Origin of the sequence: Nocardioides segetis (genome assembly GCF_051390595.1) — a bacterium.
Lineage (GTDB): Bacteria > Actinomycetota > Actinomycetes > Propionibacteriales > Nocardioidaceae > Nocardioides.
The window spans coordinates 329,877-353,785 of the sequence record NZ_JBNINR010000003.1; the positions used below are offsets into that span (position 1 = coordinate 329,877).

The window sequence follows — 23,909 nt, forward strand, 5'->3', positions numbered from 1 at the left end:
GCTGATGCAGCCCCGGGGCACGATCCCGAGCCCCAACATCTGGAACCACACGGCGACCTACGAGCTCGAGAACCGCGCCGCCGACCCCGACGGCCGGCTCTGGGCGGCGATGCGCGAGCGAGCGGACTGGGACGGTCGCGTCGTCCTCGACCTGGGCTGTGGCACGGGCTTCCATCTGCCCCGGTTCGCGGAGACGGCGGCGCGCGTGATCGGCGTCGAGCCCCACGCCGGGCTCGCCAAGCTCGCGGCGCGCCGCCTGCGAACCCGCGACATCGCGCACGGCGAGGTGCTTCGCGGTACCGCCCAGGACATCCCGCTGCCCGACGCGTCGGTCGACGTGGTGCACGCCCGGTGGGCCTACTTCTTCGGTCGCGGGTGCGAGCCGGGCCTGGCGGAGCTGGACCGCGTCGTACGCCGGGGCGGCGTCGCGCTGATCATCGACAACGACGGCTCGCGCTCCACGTTCGGGGGCTGGTTCCGCCGCGGCTATCCGCACCTCGACCCGCCCGAGGAGACCGAGCGGTTCTGGAGCCTGCGCGGATGGACCCTCGACCGCGTGGACATGGGCTGGCGGTTCGCGACGCGGGCGGACCTGGAGGCCGTCGTCAGGATCGAGTTCACGCGCGAGATCGCCGACGAGCTCGTGCGCGAGCATCGTGGCCTCGAGGTCGACTACGCGGTCAACCTCTGGTCGAAGTCGTTCTGAGTTGAATCGGCCGAGCGTGTCGCCGATCGAGGGCGCCGCACGGACCTCGCTGCGCTCGGCCCGCGGGCGCCCTCGATGCGCTGCGCGCGGGCGCCACGCTGCCGGCCCCACCAGAACCGCGCGGTCGCCACGCTGCCGGCCGGGCCCGCGCCTGCCCGGCTAACGCGTGCTCGACGACCTGACCTGGAGGCTGGGCTGGAGCAGGACGGCGTCGGAGGCGGCATGTCCGGGGACCAGCAGGGTCCGCAGCGCCGCGACGAGATGGATCGCCACCTCCTCGAGCGGTTGACGCACCGAGGACAGGCCCATCACCTGGGCGACCTGGGAGTCGTCGAAGCCCACGACCGCGACGTCGCGCCCCGGCTCCAGACCCCGGTCGGAGAGGGCACCGAGCACGCCCACCGCGAGGGTGTCGGAGGCGCAGACGAAGGCGGTCGGCCCGCTCGAGGCGAGGAGCGACGCGGCCGCGCGGCCGCCGGCGAGCACGCTGTCCTCGACCGCCGCCTCCAGCCCCGCCGTGGGCAGCTCGAGAGCGGCCATGGCCCGGTGCCACCCGGACCGCCGGTCCTCGCCGATCCGTGATCCGGGCTGCCAGCCCAGCCACGCGATCCGCTCGTGTCCCTGGTCGCGCAGGTGCTCGGTCGCGGCGTGGACGCCCGCGGCACCGTCGACGTCGACCCACGGGTGATCCGCCGCCGGGTCGTCCCACGGCCGCCCGAACGCCACGAACGGCGCGCGCCGGCGCGCCAGCCCGATCGTCTGCGGGTTGCCGAGATAGGTGTCGGTCACGACGAACGCGTCGACGGCGGTCGAGCGGAGGAGGTCGTCGTAGCCGCCGAGCGGGTCGGGCCGCTCGCCCTCCGCCACCCGGCCGCCGGAGAACAGCAGCACGTGGTAGCCCGCCTCCCGCGAAGCCTCCACCAGAGCGTGCACGAACCGGTCCATCGCCATGTTGGCCGTGAACTCCTGAGGCGGGCCCAGCCGCAGCCCGATCAGGTGGGAGGAGCGGGTCCGCAGGTGCCGGGCCGCCTGGTTGGGCGTGTAGTCGAGGTGCTCGATGGCGTCCTGCACCCGCGCGAGCGTCTCGGGCCGGAGCAGGTCCGGGTTGTTGATCGCGTTGGACACCGTCTGCCGGGAGACGCCGGCCCGCTCGGCGACGTCGGCGAGCGTGGCCGGCGGTCGGGGGATGTCCACCGCCCGATTCTCCCATGCCGTTCTCCACGGTCGCCGCGCGCCGGACGGCTTGTGTCGACCCTCTGGCCTACTGTCGTGTCATGGCTGGTTCGAAAGTACGTTCGACCTATCGCTGCGGTGAGTGCGGCTGGTCGACCGCGCGGTGGGTGGGGCGTTGTGGCGAGTGCCAGGCCTGGGGCTCGGTGTCCGAGGTGGCCCTCGCCGCCGGTGGGCCGTCACGACGTACGACGGCCGCGCCGGTCACCCACGCCGCGGTGCCGATCGGGCAGGTCTCGGCTGAGCGCGCCGTCCACCACCCGTCCGGGGTCCCCGAGCTCGACCGGGTCCTCGGCGGCGGCCTGGTCCCCGGCGCGGCCGTGCTGCTCGCCGGCGAGCCGGGCGTCGGCAAGTCCACCCTGCTGCTCGAGGTGGCCGCCCGCACCGCCGCCACCCACCAGCGCACGCTCTACGTCACCGGCGAGGAGTCGGCCGCGCAGGTGCGGCTGCGTGCCGACCGCACGGGCGGCATCCACGACCAGCTCTACCTCGCGGCCGAGACCGATCTCGGCGCGGTGCTCACCCACATCGAGGAGGTCCGGCCGAGCACCGTCGTGATCGACTCGGTGCAGACCATCGGCGCCTCCGGCGTCGATGGCGTGCCGGGCGGCGTCACCCAGGTCAAGGAGGTCGCCCAGGCGCTGGTGCGGATGGCCAAGAGCCGCGACGTCACGGTCGTGATGATCGGCCACGTCACCAAGGACGGCGCGATCGCCGGCCCCCGCGTCCTGGAGCACCTCGTCGACGTGGTGCTCCACTTCGAGGGCGAGCGCAACTCGCGCTTCCGGATGCTGCGCGCGGTCAAGAACCGGTTCGGCCCGGTCGACGAGGTCGGCTGCTTCGACCTCGGCCCCGAGGGCATCCGCACGGTCGAGGATCCGACCGGCATCTTCGTCGAGCGTCACCACGGCCGGGTCCCCGGCACCTGCGTGGCCGTCTCGATGGAAGGCCGGCGGCCGCTGCTGGCCGAGGTGCAGGGGCTGGTCACCCTCTCTCCTGCGGAACGACCGCGCCGCACGACCTCGGGCATCGACGGCTCCCGGCTCGCCATGGTCCTCGCCGTCCTCCAGCAGCACTGCGGGCTGCGGCTCCACCAGCACGACGTGTTCGCCTCGACGGTCGGCGGGGCCCGACTCAGCGACCCCGGCGCCGATCTCGCCCTCGCGGTCGCGATCGCCTCGGCCCACTTCGTCAGCGCTCCACCTGCCGGCGTGGTGGCGCTCGGCGAGATCGGCCTGTCGGGCGAGCTGCGCCGCGTCCGCGACCTCCCCCAGCGGCTCGCGGAGGCTGCTCGGCTCGGCTTCGCCATGGCCGTGGTCCCCGCCGACCCCGGCACCGCCCAGGGCGTGCGGCGCACCGGCAGCGAACGCACGGTCGACGGCATGCGGGTGGTCGAGGTCCCCGATGTCGCCTCGGCCCTGCGGACGCTCCACCTCGACCAGCGGACCAAGCACGCGCTGGAGGTGGTCGAGTAGGACGCCTCACCCGCGACGACGGGCCGGCTGTCGAATATCCCGGCATGGGACGAGCCCCGCGCGGATAGGGTGACGTCGTCCGGGCAGCACACGAGCAGGGAGCACCATCAGTGGTCACGTCGGCCGATCTCCGACTCCGCGAGGCGCTCGCGTCCATCGCACCCGGCACTCCCCTGCGCGACGGTCTCGAACGGATCCTGCGTGGCCGCACCGGCGCGCTCATCGTGCTCGGGCAGGACCGGCTGGTCGACAGCCTGTGCACGGGCGGCTTCGAGCTCGACGTCCCGTTCACCGCGACGGGCCTGCGCGAGCTGGCCAAGATGGACGGCGCGATCATCGTGGACGGCGCCGTCAACCGGATCATCCGCGCCGCCGTGCACCTGATGCCCGACCAGTCGATCCCGTCGGAGGAGACCGGCACGCGTCACCGGACCGCGGACCGGGTCGCGAAGCAGACCGGCCATCCGGTGATCTCGGTGTCCCAGTCGATGCAGATCATCGCGGCCTACGTCGGGGAGACCCGTCACGTCCTCGAGGACTCCGGCCAGATCCTGTCGCGCGCCAACCAGGCACTGGCGACCCTGGAGCGCTACAAGCTGCGCCTCGACGAGGTCTCCAGCACGCTGTCCGCGCTGGAGATCGAGGACCTGGTGACGGTCCGCGACGTCGCCGTCGTCGCCCAGCGGCTGGAGATGGTCAGCCGGATCGCTCGCGAGATCGAGGACTACGTCCTCGAGCTCGGCACCGACGGCCGCCTGCTCGCCCTCCAGCTCGAGGAGCTGGTGACCGGCGTCGACACCGAGCGGGCTCTCGTCATCCGCGACTACGTCCCCTCCCGGCGCCGCAGTCGCGAGCCCGGCGACCTGCTGTCGAAGCTGGAGCAGCTGTCCTCGACCGACCTGGTCGATCCGTCCGCGGTCGCGAAGGTGCTCGGCATCGGCACCGGGGAGCACCTGGACGGCGCGGTCGCGCCTCGCGGCTACCGGCTGCTGACCAAGGTCCCGCGCCTGCCCGCCACCGTGGTCGAAGGCCTGGTCGACCACTTCGGCACGCTGCAGAAGCTGCTGTCGGCCGGCATCGACGACCTCCAGGCGGTGGAGGGCGTCGGCGAGCTGCGGGCACGCAGCGTCCGCGAGGGGCTCAGCCGCCTCGCCGAGTCCACCATCCTCGAGCGCTACGTCTAGGCCGCCCTCACTGCAGGGCGCACCACTCGACTGCAGGGCGCACCACTCGCCGTCGCGGAACTCCGCCTGCATGCCCAGCGCCGTGTCGCCCACCGTCTCGCGCAGCTCCGCGACCCCCCGGCCGTCGCCGGCGAGGGTGGCCGGACCGAGCTCCCAGTCCCGCCCTCGACGGCGGAGACCACGCCGTGCAGCGTCGAGGCGCCCTCACAGCTGAGCTGATCCGCAGCAGCGCGGCTCCGGTCCCGAGAATCCGTGAGATGTCCACGTGGCTCTCCTCCCCCGTCGTCCCGGGCCGAACGGCGTGGACGGAGCCGTCAGTTCGTCGGGGTCGTCGGCTCCTCGGTCCGGTCGCCCTTCTTCGCCTTCTTGCCCTTCTTGCCCTGGTCGGCCTTCTTCTCCTGGTTCGCCTTCGGCGTGACCTGGATCGTCTCCGGTGCGGGGGCGCCGAGGGCGAAGTCCACCTGTGCGGGCTCGCCGCCCAGAGCGGCGGCGGCGACGGTGAAGCTGCCCGGGCTCACCCAGCCCGCACGGCGGGTGCAGCCCTCGGTGGACTCGCGAGCCTCGTTCCAGACGACCTGGACGGTTGTGGGCACGGCCTGTCGTACGACGACCGGCTGGTCCGCGACGGCCTGCGGGCACTGCCGCGTGGTCCACACGTCGGTGTCGCCCTGGGCGATCTTGACCACGACGGTCGTGGCGTTGACCTGCCAGGTGCACGCGGGCGACTCGCGGGTCTGCAGCGTGAGCGTGACCGGGACGTCGCGGCCCGCGACCGCACCCTCCGCCACGGACGGGGTCACGACGACGTCCGCCGGCTCGCACTCCCCCTGCGGCTCGGCGAGCGTCGGGGTGACCGGCGTCGTCGGAGCGGTCGGCCCGGCGCCGGCGGCCGGGCCGTCGGCACCGTCCTGGGCCGCTTCCTCGTCGACGCCGTCGACCGTGCTGTCGCTCGCGCCCGCGCCCACCCGGCCGCCGGCCTGTTCGGCCGCCGGCTGGTCACCGGTGCGGCCGTCGCTGCCGGCCGAGAGCACCCGGGCGATCACGAAGACGAGCGCGAAGGCGACGCCGAGGACGAACACCCGTCGCCGCCAGTACACGCCCGGCGGGTGCGTCCGGCGGGCCGCCGCACCGCGCGTGGGGCTCGGGCGACGAGAGGTGGGCATGGCACGACCGTAGTCAGCCACGCGCCGCGATCCACGCTGACCCGCCGAGGCTCCTGCCGGCCGCGGTGACGGACAGGTCACCATAGACCCACTATGACGACGAGCCCCCTGGTCGAGCCGATCCTGCGCTGGTACGACGAGCACGCCCGTGACCTGCCGTGGCGCCGCCCCGAGGCCACGCCGTGGTCGGTGCTGGTCAGCGAGTTCATGCTGCAGCAGACCCCGGTGGCGCGGGTCCTCCCGGTGCACGAGGCCTGGCTGGCACGCTGGCCGACGCCGGCCGCCCTGGCCGCGGAGCCGTCCGGCGAGGCGGTCCGGGCCTGGGGGCGGCTGGGCTATCCGCGTCGGGCGCTGCGACTGCACGCGGCGGCGACCGCGATCACCGAGCAGCACGGTGGCGAGGTGCCGGCCGGCTACGACGACCTGGTGGCACTGCCGGGCATCGGCGACTACACCGCGGCGGCCGTCGCGGCCTTCGCCTACGGACAGCGCCAGGTGGTCCTCGACACCAACGTGCGGCGGGTGCTGGCCCGGACCGTGGCGGGCACCGAGTTCCCGCCGCGCTCCGTGACGCGCGCGGAGCGGGACCTCGGCGCGGCCCTGTTGCCGGTCGACGCACCGACGGCCGCGACCTGGTCGGTCGCGGTGATGGAGCTCGGCGCGCTGGTCTGCACCGCCGACCGGCCGCGCTGCGGCGGCTGCCCGGTCGCCGAGCGGTGCGCCTGGCAGCGGGCCGGCGCGCCGGCGTACGACGGGCCGCCGCGCCCGGTGCAGACCTACGCCGGCACGGACCGGCAGTGCCGGGGCCGGCTCCTCGCGGTGCTCCGCGACGCCCCCGGCGCCGTCGACAGCTCCCGCCTCGACGCGGCGTGGGACAAGGACGAGCAGCGCGCGCGGGCGCTGGCCTCCCTCATCGCCGACGGCCTGGTCACGGTGCACCCCGACGGCCGCTACGCCCTCCCGTAATTCCGCATCGACCCGTCGCGTTCAAACGCGACGGGTCGATGCGGATCAGGCGTACAGATGCGACGGGTCAGTCGTTGCCGGTGGCGGGCAGGTCGCCCTCGCCGGCGTCACCGGTGTCGACGATCGTCTCGGCGACGGTCTCGAGCGGCGGCAGGTCGGGCAGCTCCCCGACCTTCTGTCCCTCGAAGGTGAAGGTGGCGTTGGGCCCCTCGCCGTCGACGTCCACGAGCACGATCTGGCCGGGACCGACCTCGCCGTAGAGCATCTTCTCGGCGAGCACGTCCTCGATCTCGCGCTGGATCGTGCGACGCAGCGGCCGGGCGCCCAGGACCGGGTCGAAGCCGCGCTCGGCGAGCAGGTTCTTCGCCTTCTGGGTCAGCTCGAGGCGCATGTCGCGGTCGCGCATACGCACCTCGACGGCCGAGATCATGTTGTCGACCATCGCGACGATCTGCTCCTGCGACAGCGGCGGGAACACGATGATCTCGTCGACGCGGTTGAGGAACTCGGGACGGAAGTGCTGCTTGAGCTCCTCGGAGACCTTGCCCTTCATCCGCTCGTAGGAGCCCGCCGCGTCGCCGGCCTGGTTGAAGCCGAGGTTGATGCCCTTGGCGATGTCGCGCGTGCCGAGGTTGGTGGTCATGATGATGACGCAGTTCTTGAAGTCCACGACCCGGCCCTGCGAGTCGGTCAGGCGACCTTCCTCGAGGATCTGCAGCAGGCTGTTGAAGATGTCGGGGTGGGCCTTCTCGACCTCGTCGAAGAGGACGACGGAGAACGGCTTGCGGCGCACCTTCTCGGTGAGCTGGCCGCCCTCCTCGTAGCCGACGTAGCCCGGAGGCGAGCCGAAGAGCCGCGAGACGGTGTGCTTCTCGCCGAACTCCGACATGTCGAGCTGGATGAGCGCGTCCTCGTCGCCGAAGAGAAACTCGGCGAGCGTCTTGGACAGCCAGGTCTTTCCGACGCCCGAGGGGCCGGCGAAGATGAACGAGCCGCCGGGGCGCTTGGGGTCCTTCAGCCCGGCGCGGGTACGCCGGATCGCCCGGCTGAGCGCCTTGACGGCCTCCTCCTGGCCGATGACCCGCTTGTGCAGCTCGTCCTCCATCTTGAGCAGTCGCGTGGACTCCTCCTCGGAGAGCTTCACGATCGGGATGCCGGTCGCCACGGCGAGCACCTCGGCGATCAGCTCCTCGTCGACCTCGGCGACCTCGTCCATGTCACCGGCACGCCACTGCTTCTCGCGCTCGGACTTGGCGAGGATGAGCTGCTTCTCCTCGTCGCGCAGCCGCGCGGCCGCCTCGAAGTCCTGACCGTCGATGGCCGCCTCCTTGCGCTGGCGCACCTCGGCGATCTTGTCGTCGTACTCCCGCAGGTCGGCGGGCGCGGTCATCCGGCGGATCCGCAGCCGCGAGCCGGCCTCGTCGATCAGGTCGATCGCCTTGTCGGGCAGGAAGCGGTCGGAGATGTAGCGGTCGGCCAGCGTCGCCGCCGAGACCAGCGCCTCGTCGGTGATGGTCACCCGGTGGTGCGCCTCGTAGCGGTCGCGGATGCCCTTGAGCATCTCGATCGTGTCGGCGATCGACGGCTCGGGCACCTGGATCGGCTGGAAGCGGCGCTCGAGCGCGGCGTCCTTCTCGAGGTACTTGCGGTACTCGTCGAGGGTGGTCGCGCCGATGGTCTGCAGCTCGCCGCGGGCCAGCATCGGCTTCAAGATCGAGGCCGCGTCGATCGCGCCCTCGGCCGCGCCGGCACCGACGAGGGTGTGGATCTCGTCGATGAACAGCACGATGTCGCCGCGGGTGCGGATCTCCTTGAGCACCTTCTTCAGGCGCTCCTCGAAGTCACCGCGGTAGCGGGATCCGGCGACCAGCGCACCCAGGTCGAGGGTGTAGATCTGCTTGTCCTTGAGCGTCTCGGGGACGTTGCCCTTGACGATGTCCTGGGCCAGGCCCTCGACGATCGAGGTCTTGCCGACGCCGGGCTCGCCGATGAGGACGGGGTTGTTCTTGGTCCGGCGCGAGAGCACCTGCATCACGCGCTCGATCTGCTGCGCGCGGCCGATGATCGGGTCGAGCTTGCCCTCGCGGGCGTCCTGGGTCAGGTTGCGGCCGAACTGGTCGAGGACCAGCGAGGACGACGGCGTGTCTCCGCTGCCGGAGCTGCCGGTGCTGGCGGCCGCGGCGGTGCCCTCCTTGCCCTGGAAGCCGGAGAGCAGCTGGATGACCTGCTGGCGGACCCGGTTGAGGTCGGCGCCGAGCTTCTGCAGCACCTGCGCGGCGACGCCCTCGCCCTCCCGGATCAGGCCGAGCAGGATGTGCTCGGTGCCGATGTAGGAGTGGCCGAGCTGCAGCGCCTCGCGCAGGGACAACTCGAGGACCTTCTTGGCACGGGGGGTGAACGGGATGTGGCCCGACGGCGCCTGCTGGCCCTGGCCGATGATCTCCTCGACCTGGGCGCGCACGGCCTCCAGGGAGATGTCCAGCGACTCGAGCGCCTTGGCGGCGACACCCTCGCCCTCGTGGATGAGGCCGAGCAGGATGTGCTCGGTCCCGATGTAGTTGTGGGAGAGCATGCGGGCCTCCTCCTGGGCCAGCACGACCACCCGGCGGGCACGGTCTGTGAACCGCTCGAACATTGCACGCTCCTCACACGTCACACGGGGTTGCTCAAGGGATACAACCCCGCTCACACCCTACGCGTTCCGGACCAGGGACCCAGATCCGTCCGCTGTCAGCGAACGCCGCCCCGCGCGACGTACGCCGCCGGACGTCGGGGCCCGCCTCGACCCGTCGGACGGATCCGGATCGAGGTCGTTGTTTGACCGGCGTGAGGCCGGGCACGTGTCAGCACATTCGCGGGGGTATCCGGCAGGAGGAAAGAGCGTGGCCACCTATTCGAGTCAGGCGATCACCGACTACAAGAAGACGATCGCCCACAACGCCATCAAGATGATGTTCGAGGAGAAGGGCGTCGGCTGGGAGGGCGACGCCGCGACCGGGTTCAACCAGGGCTCGATGATCCCCTACCCCGCCCTCAGCGGGAACACGCTCCCCCCGGTCAGCGGCCCGACCGGCACGGTGCAGTTCTTCGTACCCGGGGTGTCGATGAACGCCCACGGCCAGTGGGACCGCGAGGACGGGGCGGCGCTCACGTCGAGCAGCTTCCCGCCCGGCACCACGCTCGTGCGCGAGGAGGAGGTCAACGGCCTGCCCGGCTACGTCTGCCAGGTCGACCCGTGGACCTCCTGCTACCAGCCGTGGCTGGAGCGGATCGAGTCCATCCTCGAGGGCTGGGACACCCTCCCCGACCACGCCCGCTTCGGACAGGAGGCGGAGAAGGCCAAGTCCGCGCTCGTGGCCCTGACGCCGACCACCGGCTATCCCGCGGCCACCGCGCTGGAGTGGCGCCCGTCGTTCACCGACCCGGCTCCCGCCGTCGCCTTCGACGCGCTCTCGGAGTATGTCGGCTCCAATGTCGACTCCAACCTGGTCTACGCCTTCCGCACCAAGTACGGCGTCGCCCGGCTGGGCACCGTCCTGCAGAACCAGGGTCAGATCGCGCTGGGCCTGACCCTGATCCTCGGCGGCGAGAAGGAGATGTGGCTCAAGGCGGGCGAGGACATCATGGGCCTGTGCGAGGCGGCCAAGAACGCCTTCAACTACGACCCGCCGGACTTCAACTTCAACATCGACCTGAAGGTGGTCAAGGCGTTCCTCGACCTCGCCGGTGCATTCGTGCCGCCCAACATCAAGCCGATCGTGGTCGGCGCCTCGGCGATCACCGGCTTCCTCCAGGCGGTCATCCCCGAGGACAAGGCCGAGACCACGCCGCCGCCTCCCCTCTCCGCCGCGACGGCCGAGCAGGTCGCCCAGAACTTCGAGGAGGCGATCCTGACCCTGCGGCGCGCCACCTTCGCTCAAGAGGAGGTGCTCTACCACTGTGCCCGGCGCCTCAACGAGGACATCGCCGCGGCGGATCGCACGTTCGTCCACATCCACCCCGATGCCGGTCTCGATCCCGGCATCACCACCGCTGAGCAGATCCAGGTCCACACGGGGGCGCTGAAGGACGTGGGGATCAACCAGGTACCGGTGATCGCCTCGATCTTCGCGAACGCGGCCGACGACACCTACGGCCTCGCGCCGGCCGACATCTGGACCCGGGGCTGGCCGCTTGGCTACGGGACGACCGGGCCACTGGAGAACTTCACCGAGGTCCTGGCGGAGTTCGACAAGCTCACCACAGGGTCGGCTCGCGAGCTTGTGGAGGCCGGCAAGCAACTGGCCATCGCGGCGGGCTGGATCGAGGGTGCCGACCAGGGATCGCAGGTCGACCTGTCCGGCCTGACCGACGAGCTCGAGCGCGGCAAGACCGACTGGGCACCGCCGCCGCCGGAGCCGGTGCTGCCTCCCGGACTCCGCTGAGTCGTCCGCGGGATCCGGGCCGACCTGGTGCTGTCAGCCGCGCGGCACCAGCCCGTGCTCGTAGGTAGGCGTAGACGACGGCCTGGATCCGGTCGCGCAGCCCTAGCTTGCGCAGCACCTCGGCGACGTGCGACTTCACGGTCTCGGGCGCGATATGCAGCTCGGCGGCGATCTCGGCGTTCGACCGCCCGGTGGCGAGCTCGAGCAGCACCTCCCGCTCCCGCGGGCTGAGGCCGCGGGCCGCCACCGGCTCGGGCCGGGCTCCGGGCGCCTCGGCGAACCTGGCCGCCACGAGCTGGCGACTGACCGCGGGCGCGAGCAGCACGGCGCCCTCGGCGACCATCCGGACCGCCTCGACGAGACGGTCGGCGGTGGCGTCCTTGAGCAGGAACCCGCTCGCACCCGCCCGCACGGCGTCGTACACGTAGGCGTCGAGGTCGAAGGTCGTCAAGATCAGCACCCGGGTCGGGTGGTCGGCCGTGATGAGCCGGGTGGCCTCGATGCCGTCCAGCTCCGGCATGCGTACGTCGACCAGCGCGACGTCGGGTCGGGTGCGGGCCACGAGCGCCACCAGATCTCGTCCGTCACCGGCGGTCCCCGCGACGGAGATGCCCGGCTGGGCGTCGAGCAGCGCCGCGAAGCCGGCGCAGATCACCGGCTGGTCGTCGGCGACGACCACCCGGATCGTCGCGTCGTCGGCCACGGTCACCGCGCGTCTCCGGTCGGGATCGTCGCCGCCACCTCGAAGCGCTCCCCGGCCGCCTGGATCCGGAGCCGGCCGCCGAGCGCCTCGACCCGCTCCCTCATCCCGGCCAGCCCGCGCCCCGACCCGAGCTCGCTCGCCGGCCGGGCGACCGGATTGGACACCCGGACCTCGAGCAGCCGCGGGGTGGCCGCCACCTCGACGTCGACCGGCGCGGCGGGCGCGTGCTTGCGGGCGTTGGTGAGGGCCTCCTGCACGACGCGGTACGCCGCGTAACCGGCCGCCGCGCCGACCGGAGCCTGGAGGTCGCCCGCGAGCCGGACCTCCTGGCCCGACCTGCGGGTGCGCTCGACGAGCGCGGCGACGTCGGCGAGGGTGGGCTGCGGCGCCCGATCGGCGTCGCCGGCGCGGCCGAGGATGCCCAGCACGCCGCGCAGCTCGTCGAGCGCGAGCCGGGCCTCGGCGGCGACCTCGCCGAGGACGCGGCGCCCGGCGGGTTCGAGGTCGGGCTCGGTGTAGGGCGCGGTCTCGGCGCGCACGGCGATCAGCGAGACGTGGTGCGCGACGACGTCGTGCAGGTCGCGGGCCAGCCGTGCCCGCTCGGCGACCACCGCGCCCTGTTCGGCCACGGCGGACTCGTGGGCCACGAGGCGCACCCGCTGCGCCTCGCGCAGCGCCGTCGAGCGGAACCACAGCACGAAGGCGAGCAGGAGGGCGAGCGCGACCGTATAGACGATGCCGACCTGGAGCGGCTCGGTGTACTGCAGCTCGATCGTCGCGCGGAACGGGGCCGCCATGTCGCCCCCGCCCCGCAGCCAGACCAGGACGACGGCATAGGCGATGCCGACGGCCGCCAGTGCGGGCACGGGCCGACGCCAGGCCACCGTGAGAGCGACCGCGGCGAGGTTCGCCACGACGCCGAAGTGCAGGGGCGCCCGGCTCGGGTCGAGCAGCGTGACGACGAGGGGCGCACACGCGAGGCCGATCGCGAACACCGGCCACCGGAAGGCCAGCCAGCAGGCGGGCACCTGGATCAGCGCCAGCCCGAGGCCGATGAGGCTCAGGGCCGCCACGCTGATCGCGCCGTACGCCCCGTAGCCGATCCCCCAGTCCTCCAGGAACCACGGCGTCCAGCGGGCGGTCACGAAGCAGATGCCGACGACCGCGCTCGCGGTGACGGCCGCGACGACGTACGACGCGGGGACGGGCCGGTCGTGCGGCTTCAGCAGAGCGGGGACCATGTCGTCCATCCTCGGGCGGTCGGCGCGGGCGGCACCACCCTCCGGGGAACGGAACCGGGGGTCCCCCGTGCGGGGGACCCCCGGTCGCCGTTCGATCGAGCCGAGCGGACCCTTCGGGCGCGCTCCGCGGGGAAGGTCAGTGGGCGTTGTCGTAGGCCTCACGGACGTCGGAGGGGATCCGGCCGCGCTCGGGGACGGAGAAGCCGTTGGCGCGGGCCCATTCGCGGACCTCCTTGGCCGGCACCCCGCCCGAGGCTCCCGCCGCGGCGGCGCGCCCCCGCTTCGCCCCGCCGCCGGCGCGGCCGACCTTGCGGCCGTGGCCGACGTACGGCGCGAGGGCCTCGCGCAGCGCGGAGGCGTTCTTGTCGTTGAGATCGATCTCGTAATTGGAACCGTCGAGACCGAAGGCGACCGTCTGGTTGGCCTCACTGCCGTCGATGTCGTCGACGAGGACGATGTTGACCTTCTGTGCCATGTGTGGGACTCCTCGGAGAACAGTATCGCAAGGTTAACGCGCCCGTGCCGACGCGATATTTCAATCCTTGCACATGTGAGCGCGAAAATGAATCAGCGCTGATTGCGGAGGAATACCTTTTCCAGTCCGCGCAGGGTCAGCCAGGGTGCGCGGTGGGTGAAGCAGCGGCACTCGTCGACGACGAGCGGGGCGAGATAGCCGGTCGAGATCACCGAGACGTCGCCCGCCGCGCTGCCGAGCGCCGCGACCAGCCGCTCCACCATGCCCTCGACCTGGCTGGCCACGCCGAACACCATCCCGGACTGGAGCGCCTCGACGGTGTTCTTGCCGATCACGCCACGCGGGCGCACCAGCTCGACCATGCGCAGCTGCGCGCCACCGCGACTGAGGGCGTCGAGGGAGATCTCGATCCCCGGCGTGATGGCGCCGCCGACATAGCGCCCCCGCGCGTCGACCACGTCGTAGGTCGTGGCGGTCCCCCCGAAATCGACGACGATGGCGGGGCATTCGAAATCGGCCGCGGCGGCGAGCGCATTGACGATGCGGTCGGTGCCGACTTCGCGCGGATTGTCGACCAGAATGGGTACGCCGGTGCGAATGCCGGGCTCGACGATGACGCACGGAATGTCGGGGAAATGCGCCGGCAGCATCTCCCGCCACGCGTTGAGGACCGCCGGCACCGTCGAGCACACGGCGATCCCGGTGACCTCGTCCTCCCGGGGGCCGAGCAGCCCCCGCAGCAGCACTCCCCACTCGTCGGCCGTGCGATGCTCCGCGGTGGACACCCGCCAGTCCGCGTGGACGGCCCCGTCGGAGACGAGACCCAGCACGGTGTGGGCGTTGCCGATGTCGGCCGCGAGGAGGGGCATCGGCTAGGCCTCGGCCCGGAAGTCGAGGCCGAGGTCGAAGACGTCGACCGAGTGCGTCAGCGCGCCGACCGAGATGAAGTCGACGCCGGTCTCCGCGACCTCGCGGGCCCGCTCGATCGTGAGCCCGCCGGAGGCCTCCAGCGTCGCGGCGCCTCCGGCCGCGGCGTTGATCCGGACCGCCTCGGCCATGTCGGCGGTGCTCATGTTGTCGAGCAGCACCTCGGTGCAGCCGGCGGCGAGGACGGCCCGCAGCTCCTCGAGGTCCATCACCTCGACCTCGACCCGCAGGCCGGGATGCTTGGCCACGACGGCCCGGTAGGCCGCCACGACACCGCCCGCGGCGACCGCGTGGTTGTCCTTGACCATCGCCCGGTCGACCAGGCTGAACCGGTGGTTGACGCCTCCGCCGCAGCGCACGGCGTACTTCTGCAGGGCGCGCCACCCGGGCAGCGTCTTGCGGGTGTCGAGGACCCGCGCCCGCGTGCCGGCGAGGGCGTCGACCCACTGCGCGGTGGCGGTGGCGACGCCGGAGAGGTGGGAGGCGAAGTTGAGGGCGGTCCGCTCCGCGGTCAGCACGCCGCGGACCGGGCCCGACACCGTCAGCACGACGTCGCCGGGAGCGACCCTGGTGCCGTCGGCCACCCGGCCGGTGATCGTGACCGTGTCGCCGAGGGCGTAGGCGAAGGCGAGCTCGGCGATCGCGAGCCCGGCGACCACACCGGGCTCCCGCGCGGCGAAGTCGGCCACCGCGGTGCCCATGTCGGGCATCGCGTCGCTCGTGACGTCGTCGACGCCGCCGGGGAGGTCCTCCTCGAAGGCGACGACGACGTGGTCGTAGACCGCGCGCGGGTCGAGCCCGGCCGCAGCGATCTCGGCGAGGAGCGCAGCCGGCAGGGCGTCGTACGGCGTGCGCGCGATCATGCGACGTTCCCGTCGGTCGCCGGCGCGGGAGCGAACGCGACCGTGGTGACGCCGTCGGTCATGGAGACGTCGAAGTGCCCGGCCCAGCGGACGTCGTCGCGCTCGGGGAAGTCCTCGCGCCAGTGCGACCCGCGGGTCTCCTCGCGCAGCGCGGCGGCGTCGGCGAGCGCGGCACTGATGGTGAGCAGGTTCGTCGCCTCCCAGGACGCCTGGTCGACGGTCTCGGCGGCGTGCCCGGCGAGCTTGTCGAGGACGACGCCGGCCTCAGCCAGGCCGGGGGCCGAGCGCAGGACGCCGGCGCGCGAGCTCATCGTCTCCTGCAGCTCACGGCGGATGTCGCCGGCCACCAGCCCCGGCGTCCGCCGGTCGGCGACCGGATCGCGCCAGGGCGCCAGCTCGCCGGGCAGCACCTCGGCGATCCGGCGCGAGAAGACCAGGCCCTCGAGCAGCGAGTTGGACGCGAGCCGGTTGGCGCCGTGGACGCCGGAGCAGGCGACCTCGCCGGTCGCGTAGAGACCGGGCACGTCGGTGCGGCCGAGCAGGTCGGTGCGCACCCCGCCGGAGGCGTAGTGACACGCGGGCGCGACGGGGATCAGCTGGGTGACCGGGTCGATGCCGTGGGACCGGGCGGTGGCGAGGATCGTCGGGAAGCGGCGCTCCCAGAACTCCGCGCCCAGGTGGCGCGCGTCGAGCCACAGGTGGGGCCGCCCGGTCTCGAGCATCCGCTTCATGATCGTCTTGGCGACCACGTCGCGCGGCGCGAGGTCGGCGAGCTCGTGGACGCCCTGCATGATCCGGTGACCCTCGTCGTCGACGAGGAAGGCGCCCTCGCCGCGGACCGCCTCGGAGATGAGCGGCTGCTGGCCCCGGGAGTCGGGACCGAGGTACATGACCGTCGGGTGGAACTGCACGAACTCCAGGTCGCGCAGCGTGGCACCGGCGCGCAGCGCGAGCGCCATGCCGTCGCCGGTGGTGACGGCGGGGTTGGTGGTCTGGGAGAACACCTGCCCGAGCCCGCCGCTGGCCAGGACGACCGCGCGGCAGTGGACGGCGCCGACGCCGTCGCGCTCGCCCTCGCCGATGACGTGCAGGGTCAGTCCGGCCACGCCCGTCGCGCCGGAGGCGTCGGGGGCGAGCAGCAGGTCGACGGCGAGCGCGTGCTGGATGACCTCGATGTCGGGAGCCGCCTCGATCGCGGCGATGAGCGCCCGCTGGATCTCGGCGCCGGTGGCGTCACCGCCGGCGTGGGCGATCCGGTCGCGGTGGTGTCCCCCCTCGCGGGTCAGCGACAGCTCGCCGTCGTCGGTGTGGTCGAAGTTGGTGCCGAGCGCGATCAGCTCGCGCACCGCCTCGGGTCCCTCGTTGACGAGCACGCGCACCGCCGCGCCGTCGCAGGCCCCCGCTCCCGCGACGAGGGTGTCCGCCTCGTGCTGCTCGGGGGTGTCACCGGGGCCGAGGGCCGCGGCGATGCCGCCCTGGGCCCACTGGGTGGACCCGGCGTTGAGCACGTCCTTGGTGACCACCAGGATCTTGTCGACCCGGCCGCGCAGGCGCAGCGCGGCGGTGAGCCCGGCGATGCCGGAGCCGACGATGACGACGTCGGCGCGCGTGGTCCAACCCGGGTCCGGCGCGGTGAGGCGCCCGGGCAGGCGCAGCTGTTCTGGCATCCCAGCAGACTACTGATCCGCGAGCTCAGTGCGTCGCGGTGACGTCACCGCGGGACAGGCTCGGGTCGCCGAACGTCTCGGCGGGGTCGAACCCGGTGGCCATGATCTTGTTGTCGGCGTCGACGAAGACCACGTGCGGCTGGTGCTCCTTGGCCTCCTCGGTGGTCATCTGGCCGTAGCCGATGAGGATGACGAGGTCGCCGGGGTGCACGAGCCGCGCGGCGGCGCCGTTGATGCCGATCACGCCGCTGCCGCGCTCGCCTGCGATCGTGTAGGTCTCCAGGCGGGCGCCGTTGGTGATGTCGACGATGTGGACCAGCTCGCCGGCCAGCAGGTCGGCCGCCTCGAGCAGGTCCTCGTCGACCGTCACCGAGCCGACGTAGTGCAGGTCGGCCTGCGTGACCGTCGCGCGGTGGATCTTGCTCTTCATCATGGTGCGCAGCACGGGGGTCTCCCTCGGTTTCAGAACTGCAGGGGCAGGTTGTCGATGAGCCGGGTGGTGCCGACCCGGGCCGCGACGAGGATCCGGCCCTCGGTGCCGGGCTCGGGATAGTCGGGCAGCTCGCCGAGGCCCGTCGTGGTCAGGGCGAGGTAGTCGAGCTCGACACCCGGCTCCGCCCTGATCACACTCATGGCCGCCCAGCGCGCCGCGGGGACGCCGTACGACGCCCGCTCCTGCGCGGCGCGCAGCGCCCGGCTCAGGGCCGCCGCCTGCTGGCGCTGGTCGGCGTCGAGATAGCGGTTGCGGCTGGAGCGGGCCAGCCCGTCGGGCTCGCGGTCGGTCTCGGCGCCGACGACGTCGATGCCGAGACACAGGTCGGAGGCCATCCGGCGGATCAGGGCGAGCTGTTGGTAGTCCTTCTCGCCGAAGACGGCCACGTCGGGACGGACCAGGCCGAACAGCTTGGCCACCACGGTGAGCACCCCGCGGAAGTGGCCGGGGCGACTGGCGCCCTCGAGCACGTCGCCGAGCGGTCCGGGCTGGACGGTCACGGCCTCGGAGGCGACCCCCTCGTGCGGTACGCCGTCGGGGTACATCTCGGGCACGGTCGGCGCGAACACCACGTCGACGCCCTCGGCCGCGGCGAGCGCGAGGTCGTCGTCGAAGGTGCGCGGGTAGCGGTCGAGGTCCTCACCCGGGCCGAACTGCAGCGGGTTGACGAAGATCGAGAGCACGACGGTGCCGTCGGCGCCGGCCCGCTCGCGGGCGATCCTCAGCAGCGAGGCGTGACCCTCGTGGAGCGCACCCATCGTCGGCACGAAGACGACCGGGCCGGTCCCGCGCAGGCCGGCGAGATCGCCCCGGCTGCGCACGACGGCCGGGGTCGTCAAGGTGCTCACGCCGACTCCACCCGCGGCGTGGGCAGGACCCGACGGTCGCCGTACGCGCTGAGCACGGTGGCGATGGCCTGGGCGCGGATCGGGAGCAGGCGGCCGTCGATGACCGCGCGGTCGAGGGTGGCCCACGCCATCGCGACGTAGGACGGCACGGTGTCGGGCGCGTTGGCCGAGATGTCCTTCAGGTGGGCCGCGACGGTCTGGACGTCACCGCGCACGATCGGGCCGGTCAGCGCCGCGTCGCCGTGGGCGAGCGCGTTGTCGAGGGCCGCGTCGAGGAGGGGGCGCAGGGTGCCGGCCGGGTCGTCGACGCCGGCGGCGCCGAGCAGTCCCATCGCCTCGCTGACGAGGGTGACCAGGTGGTTGGCGCCGTGCGCGAGGCCGGCGTGGTAGAGCGTGCGCATCTCCTCGGGCACCCACGTGGCGCGGCCGCCGAGGTCGGCGACGAGAGCCTCCGCGATCTCGCGCTCCGCGGGTCCGGCGGTCAGGCCGAAGACGCAGCCGTGCAGCCGCTCGAGGTCGACCGCGGTGCCGGTGAAGGTCATCGCCGGGTGCAGCGCGATCACCCGGGCGCCGACCGCCGCGGCGGGGGCGAGCACGGCGAGACCGTGCCGGCCGGAGGTGTGGGCCACGACCTGGCCGGCGTGGAGGGCGCCGCTGTCCGCGAGCACCTTCACGACGTTGGGGAGCATGTCGTCGGGCACGGTGAGCAGCAGCAGCTCGGCCTCGCGCGCGACATCGCTCGGCTTGCGCAGCGCGACTCCGGGCAGCAGGTCGGCGGCGCGGCGGCGGGAGGCGTCGGACTCGCCGGCGGCGGCGACGACGGAGTGGCCCCTGGAGCGGAGACCCGCGGCCAGCACGGCGCCGACCCGGCCGGCGCCGACCACACCCACACGGAAGAGGTGGGACATCGTGAACCTTTCGTTCCCGTCCCTCCGACCACTCCCCCGATCGCGGCGGAGCCGGTGTGGGTACCGGACGTTGTGCTCAGTGGTGTCGTCCCGGGGTTCCGGGACACCACAACGGTACGCCTGCGCGCGGAGCCCCGGAACGGGTCGGTCCGGTGGCCTGCATCACACGCCGGACCGAGGCTCACCCGCTCACAGCGTGGCCAGCGCCGCGCGCAGGACCGGTCCCTCCCGTGCGTCGTCGTAGCGGAACGGCGACTGGAACTCGCGGCGCTCGGCCCGACAGACGACGGTGACCGTCCGATGCCGCCGGACGGCGGCGATCAGGAACTCGTTGCGCGCGCTGTAGGCGTCCGAGACCACCTCGACGACGCGCTTGGCCTCCGGCACGAGGGCCAGGTGGAACAGCCCGCTGCCGCCGAAGCCCCCGACGACCTCCGCGGACCGGAACATCCGCACCTGGTCGCCGAGGCCGTGGTCCTCGGGGTAGACCGTCTCGAAACCGTGGGCGTGGAACAGCGCCTCGACCTCCGCCGCGTTGCGACAGCGGCGCTTGGCACCGCGTCGCCCGACGAAGATCCGCCGCGGCCACGCCTGCGGAGGCCGGCTCCCCACCCCGGCCGCCAGCCGGTCACCGACGAGGTCCCAGATCTCGACGATCCGCGGGTGCACGTAGTGGGGGTTGCAGAGCATCGGCGTCCCGGACAGCAGCCGCTCCACCCGGGTCGGTCCCTCGGCCACGACCACGCGGTCGCGCGGGATGCCGCACGCGGCGTAGATCTCGCGCTCGTAGTCCATCAGCGCCGGGCGCTTGCGGGTCGCGCAGACGACGACCCGCGCGTCGGGATCGAGAGCCAGCGCCTCCGGCCAGCTCCAGACCCGGGAGAGCGTCTCCGTGAGCAGGTGCCCGAAGTGCCCGCGGGCCTCGTCGTCGAGATGGAGGAAGGTGCCGTCCATGCGCGGGACGCGCTCCGGAAGCGGCTGCACCGGGACCGAGTGCCCGGGCGAGACGCTGGCCAGGGCTTTGCTGCGCAGGCGGGTGCTCTGGTTGTGGCGGAAGCTGTCGGGCAGCACGACGCGGCCGGCGAGGACGAGCTGGTACGGCGCGACCACGGCCTCGCGGTAGTCGCGCAGGCTCAGCGGCACCGAGCAGAGCCCGAGGCCGGCGTACGCGGTGCGGGGCACCGGCCCCTCCCGCACGTCCGGCAGCGGCGGCACGCCGCCGTCGAGGACCTTCAGCACCCGGTGTCCGCCGGACAGCCGCGGCAGGAGGTCGTTGACCATCTCCTCCCGCACCTCGGCGAACACGTCGGGCAGGTCGTGGACCAGGACGAGGTCGTCCCCGGCGGCTCGGACGCGGACGTGGTCGCGCAGCGCACGACGATCGCTCAGCCGGGGCCGGACCTTCGGCACCCGCAGCGGCTCGGGAGCCGAGGCGGCCGCCGCGCGCAGGACACGCCCCAGCGGACCGGGCTCGGGGCCGAGCTCGTCGGCGCCGCCCGCGACGAGGTAGCTGCCGCCCGGGCGCAGATGGAAGAAGCAGGCCCGGAAGTGACGCAGCCGCGACCCGACGGAGGTGTCCACGATCAGGTCGACCGGACCGTGCTCGACGAGGGCGACATGCTGGTCCTCCGGCCCGCCCGCCGGGGCGAGCACGGCGGCCGCGGGCAGGCGGCGCCGCAGCGCGCGGGCGACCGAACGCCGGCCGGGCCCGAGGAGGACGACGCGCGGGTCGTCGCCGGGGGCGAGCTCGGCGGCCCGCGCGGCGACGCGCGAGGGACGAGCGAGACGGACCCGGGCCCATCGCATGCGTCACGGTACCTCCGGCGGCCCTCCGACACACCCCGCCGCGGCGTCCGGTGGCGGGGGGCGCTGCTGTAACTACCTGTCCGTGCCTCTGCCCTACCAGTAGACAGGTCAGGTAGCAGCAAGGACAGGTAGTTACAGCAACGCGCGGCCCGGGCCGGCGCCCCGGTGGGTCCCGGGCGCCGCCCCTCTAGGCTCGGGTCCATGTCCGCGCAGTCCGCCCTGCCCGCCGGGGCCCGGCTGCTGCACGTCGGCCCGCACAAGACCGGCACGACCGCGCTCCAGAGCGCGTTCCACCAAGCGCGGGCGGAGCTGGCACGGCAGGGCGTCCGATACGTCTCGCGCAGCCGGCACGACGCCAAGGCGGCGCGCTACGTCACCGGTCGGCCGGTGCCCGGGCGGGACCCGCTGCGGGCCGAGCGGGCGTGGCACGACGTGGTGGGCGCGCTGACCGCGGCCGGCGCCGAGCGCCGGGTGTTCAGCAGCGAGTTCCTGTCCGACGCGTCCGACGCGCAGATCGCCCGGATCGTCGAGGAGGTCGGCTCCGAGGACCTGTGGGTCGCGGTGACCCTGCGACCGCTGGCCCGGATCCTGTCGTCGCAGTACCAGCAGGGGCTGCAGCGGCAGAGCACCTACGGGTACGACGCCTGGCTGCGCGTCGTCCTCACCGACGTGACCGCGCCGGAGCCGCGGGAGTTCTGGACCCGTCACCGGCACGACGAGCTGGTCCGCCGCTGGGTCGAGCAGCTCGGCCCGGATCGGGTGCATGTGGTCGTCCTGGACGCCCGGGACCACGACTTCCTGCCGCACACCTTCGAGCACCTGCTCGGGCTCAGTGCGGAGACGCTGGCCGGGCAGGACGCGAAGGAGAACCGCTCGCTGACGGCGGACGAGGCGGAGCTCCTGCGCCGCTTCAACGAGGACTACGTCGCCCTCGGCCTCGGCCCGGAGCACTACGTGCGCCTGTTCCGCCATCTCAAGGACCACCTCAAGGCGCGGGTGCCGGCGGCCGGCGAGGCGGGGCTGGTGACGCCGGACTGGGCGATCCGGCAGGCCAACGACATCGGCCGCGCGATGGCGGACCGGATCCGGTCGCTCGGTGTGCCCGTGCACGGCGATCTCGACTCGATCGCGGCGACGCGGGTGGCGGGTGTCGCCACCACACCGGAGCCGCCGGCGGCGGTCGACGCGGGGGTGGCCGCGTGGTTCGCCGCGGGGCTCGCGTCGGCGGCGGACCGGCTGGCCGTCGGACCGTCGCGCCCGGACGCACCCGCACCGGACGCGCCCGCCCGCGGGCGACGCGGTCTGCTCGGCCGACTCAGGTGACGACGTACGACGCCAGCGGCGTCACCGTCGCAGGCCTGTTCCGAAGGTCGGCTCCCATGAGCTGCACGTCCGGTCGCGACAGAGGAGTCGCTCAGGCGAAGGGGTCGTCCTTGCGGACGTCGTAGACGTGCCCGGAGGACTCCGAGATGAGCACGTCGACCGACGTGCGCGCGACGGTCTGGGAGTCCAGCAGCGTGCCCGGCGCCTCGGGGCCGAAGGCCTTGGTGCGCATGGGGGTCGCGGTCCGCTCCGGGTTGATGCAGTTGACCCGGACGCCCGTGTCGGCCCACTCGTCGGCGAGCGCCTGGGTCAGGTTCACCGTGGCGGCCTTCGCGGAGGAGTAGAGGCTGTAGCCGCCGCGGCCCCGCGTGTAGGAGCTCGACGTGAACAGCAGCAGGGAGCCCTGCGCGGCCGCGAGGTGCGGGTAGAACTCCTGGGCGATGAAGATCGGGCCGAGGTAGTTGATGTCGGTCGCGGCGTAGATCGTCTCCTCGGTCGTCTCGAGGAGCTCGCCGCGCGGCAGCACGCCGGCGGTGTTGACCACGAAGTCGATCGAGCCGGCCTGGGCGACGGCCTCCTGGGCGGCGGCGGCGATGTCCGCGCGCTTGCCCACGTCGGTGCCGGTCGTGGAGCGGCTGAAGCTGAGCACCGTGGCGCCGTAGGACCGAGCGAGCTCGGCGATGTCGGCGCCGATGCCGTAGCTGCCGCCGAACACGACCATCGTCTTGCCGTCGAGCGCCGCGCGGTAGCCGGCCTCGTCGCGGGCGCGGGGCAGGTCGATCCCGGTGAGCTGGAAGAGCTTGTCGGCGATGTAGACGTCGATCGGCTCGGTGACCTTCATGTTCCGGTCGTCGCCGTGGACCACGATGATCGGCTCGTCGGGGAGGTACTTCAGCACGACGCTGCAGTCGTCGGTCGCGGTGAAGTCCGGGTCGCCGGCCGCGATCTCGTAGGCCTTGGCGAGCACGTCGAGTCGGAAGGCCTGCGGCGTCTGGCCGCGGCGCAGGGACGCGCGCGGAGGGATGCTGGAGATGGTGTCGTCGGCGGCGACCTCGATGATCGTGTCGGCCGACGGGATCGCGACGTCGACGGCGGGGTACGCCCCCAGGGCGGCGAAGCACTCGCCGATGATCCGCGGCGTCACGAGCGGGCGGACCGCGTCGTGGAGCAGGATCCGGGTCGCGGCGGCGTCGCCGGTCGCGGTGAGGTGGTCGATGGCCCGCTGTGTCGTGTCGTTGCGGGTCTCACCGCCCTCGAGGATGGCGGTGACCTTCGGGTAGCCGCCCTTGCGGGTGATGTCGCGGACCGCGTCGGTGTGCCCGGGGGTCATCATCACGACGACCTCGTCCACCTCGGGGTGGTCGTGCAGTGCCTGCAGCGTGTGCTCCAGCAGGGTCTTCCCCGCGACCTTGATGAGCTGCTTCGGGATGTCGAGCCCGACCCGGCTCCCGACACCGCCGGCGAGCAGGACGGCGACATTCCTCGTCATGGGCGCAGTCTCCCACGC

The 23,909-nt window shown here is 73.0% G+C and carries 19 protein-coding genes and 1 pseudogene; 6 read left to right on the top strand and 14 right to left on the bottom strand.

Features of this window, described 5'->3' with window-relative positions:
* Positions 1–4: 4 nt before the first annotated feature.
* Positions 5–706 (top strand): class I SAM-dependent methyltransferase, encoded by a 702-nt coding sequence (locus ACPZVR_RS07835; protein ID WP_436699015.1) that lies wholly within the window; start codon positions 5–7, stop codon positions 704–706.
* A 159-nt stretch (positions 707–865) separates the two neighbouring features.
* Here the strand turns inward: ACPZVR_RS07835 and ACPZVR_RS07840 are convergent, their stop codons facing one another.
* On the bottom strand, positions 866–1,900 hold the full coding sequence (locus ACPZVR_RS07840; RefSeq protein WP_436699016.1) for a LacI family DNA-binding transcriptional regulator: 1,035 nt from the start codon (positions 1,898–1,900) through the stop codon (positions 866–868).
* Between the two features lie 80 nt (positions 1,901–1,980).
* Here ACPZVR_RS07840 and radA point away from each other — a divergent pair, with 80 nt between their 5' ends.
* Together radA and disA are read left to right on the top strand one after the other, a co-directional pair.
* Positions 1,981–3,411 (top strand): DNA repair protein RadA, encoded by a 1,431-nt coding sequence (radA, locus tag ACPZVR_RS07845; RefSeq protein WP_436699017.1) that lies wholly within the window; start codon positions 1,981–1,983, stop codon positions 3,409–3,411.
* 110 nt (positions 3,412–3,521) lie between these two features.
* Positions 3,522–4,595: a DNA integrity scanning diadenylate cyclase DisA gene (gene disA, locus ACPZVR_RS07850; RefSeq protein WP_436699018.1), complete on the top strand. Its 1,074-nt coding sequence runs from the start codon at positions 3,522–3,524 to the stop codon at positions 4,593–4,595.
* A gap of 314 nt (positions 4,596–4,909) precedes the next feature.
* Here the strand turns inward: disA and ACPZVR_RS07855 are convergent, their stop codons facing one another.
* Positions 4,910–5,758, bottom strand: coding sequence for a hypothetical protein (locus tag ACPZVR_RS07855; protein ID WP_436699019.1), 849 nt, complete (start codon positions 5,756–5,758; stop codon positions 4,910–4,912).
* Positions 5,759–5,851: 93 nt separating this feature from the next.
* On the opposite strand from ACPZVR_RS07855, the gene ACPZVR_RS07860 reads away from it, so the two are divergent.
* Positions 5,852–6,724, top strand: a complete 873-nt coding sequence (locus ACPZVR_RS07860; RefSeq protein WP_436699020.1) for an HhH-GPD family protein — start codon at positions 5,852–5,854, stop codon at positions 6,722–6,724.
* 67 nt (positions 6,725–6,791) lie between these two features.
* Here the strand turns inward: ACPZVR_RS07860 and ACPZVR_RS07865 are convergent, their stop codons facing one another.
* The gene (locus tag ACPZVR_RS07865) at positions 6,792–9,359 is read right to left on the bottom strand and encodes an ATP-dependent Clp protease ATP-binding subunit (protein WP_436699021.1); all 2,568 of its coding nucleotides are present in this window, start codon (positions 9,357–9,359) and stop codon (positions 6,792–6,794) included.
* Positions 9,360–9,606: 247 nt separating this feature from the next.
* Between ACPZVR_RS07865 and ACPZVR_RS07870 the strand changes: the two genes are divergently transcribed.
* Positions 9,607–11,148 carry a hypothetical protein gene (locus tag ACPZVR_RS07870; protein ID WP_436699022.1) on the top strand — a complete coding sequence of 514 codons (1,542 nt, stop codon included), beginning with the start codon at positions 9,607–9,609 and terminating at the stop codon, positions 11,146–11,148.
* A gap of 58 nt (positions 11,149–11,206) precedes the next feature.
* On the opposite strand, the pseudogene ACPZVR_RS07875 reads toward ACPZVR_RS07870, so the two are convergent.
* The 10 genes and pseudogenes from ACPZVR_RS07875 to ACPZVR_RS07920 form a co-directional block, all read right to left on the bottom strand.
* Positions 11,207–11,851 (bottom strand): annotated as a pseudogene (locus ACPZVR_RS07875) (response regulator); the annotation flags it as partial.
* Positions 11,852–11,853: 2 nt separating this feature from the next.
* Positions 11,854–13,092, bottom strand: a complete 1,239-nt coding sequence (locus ACPZVR_RS07880; RefSeq protein ID WP_436699023.1) for a sensor histidine kinase — start codon at positions 13,090–13,092, stop codon at positions 11,854–11,856.
* A 136-nt stretch (positions 13,093–13,228) separates the two neighbouring features.
* A complete protein-coding gene (locus ACPZVR_RS07885) occupies positions 13,229–13,567 on the bottom strand; it encodes a histone-like nucleoid-structuring protein Lsr2 (protein WP_436699024.1) in 339 nt (112 codons plus the stop codon).
* Positions 13,568–13,659: 92 nt separating this feature from the next.
* A complete protein-coding gene (locus ACPZVR_RS07890; RefSeq protein WP_436699025.1) occupies positions 13,660–14,436 on the bottom strand; it encodes a type III pantothenate kinase in 777 nt (258 codons plus the stop codon).
* Between the two features lie 3 nt (positions 14,437–14,439).
* Positions 14,440–15,357, bottom strand: coding sequence for a carboxylating nicotinate-nucleotide diphosphorylase (gene nadC / locus ACPZVR_RS07895; protein ID WP_436699026.1), 918 nt, complete (start codon positions 15,355–15,357; stop codon positions 14,440–14,442).
* Entirely contained in the window at positions 15,354–17,024 is a 1,671-nt protein-coding gene (locus ACPZVR_RS07900) for an L-aspartate oxidase (protein ID WP_436699027.1), read from the bottom strand. Before ACPZVR_RS07900 ends, nadC begins: the two co-directional genes overlap by 4 nt.
* Positions 17,025–17,049: 25 nt before the next feature.
* Complete coding sequence (gene panD, locus ACPZVR_RS07905) at positions 17,050–17,469, bottom strand: aspartate 1-decarboxylase (protein ID WP_436699028.1); 420 nt, start codon at positions 17,467–17,469, stop codon at positions 17,050–17,052.
* Between the two features lie 17 nt (positions 17,470–17,486).
* On the bottom strand, positions 17,487–18,365 hold the full coding sequence (gene panC / locus ACPZVR_RS07910) for a pantoate--beta-alanine ligase (protein ID WP_436699029.1): 879 nt from the start codon (positions 18,363–18,365) through the stop codon (positions 17,487–17,489).
* A complete protein-coding gene (locus ACPZVR_RS07915; protein ID WP_436699030.1) occupies positions 18,362–19,273 on the bottom strand; it encodes a Rossmann-like and DUF2520 domain-containing protein in 912 nt (303 codons plus the stop codon). The genes panC and ACPZVR_RS07915 overlap by 4 nt, the downstream gene beginning before the upstream one ends.
* Before the next feature lie 189 nt (positions 19,274–19,462).
* The gene (locus ACPZVR_RS07920) at positions 19,463–21,079 is read right to left on the bottom strand and encodes a glycosyltransferase family 61 protein (protein ID WP_436699031.1); all 1,617 of its coding nucleotides are present in this window, start codon (positions 21,077–21,079) and stop codon (positions 19,463–19,465) included.
* Positions 21,080–21,280: 201 nt separating this feature from the next.
* On the opposite strand from ACPZVR_RS07920, the gene ACPZVR_RS07925 reads away from it, so the two are divergent.
* Positions 21,281–22,402: a hypothetical protein gene (locus ACPZVR_RS07925; RefSeq protein ID WP_436699032.1), complete on the top strand. Its 1,122-nt coding sequence runs from the start codon at positions 21,281–21,283 to the stop codon at positions 22,400–22,402.
* Between the two features lie 91 nt (positions 22,403–22,493).
* Here the strand turns inward: ACPZVR_RS07925 and ACPZVR_RS07930 are convergent, their stop codons facing one another.
* A complete protein-coding gene (locus tag ACPZVR_RS07930) occupies positions 22,494–23,891 on the bottom strand; it encodes an SDR family NAD(P)-dependent oxidoreductase (RefSeq protein ID WP_436699033.1) in 1,398 nt (465 codons plus the stop codon).
* Positions 23,892–23,909: the final 18 nt, after the last annotated feature.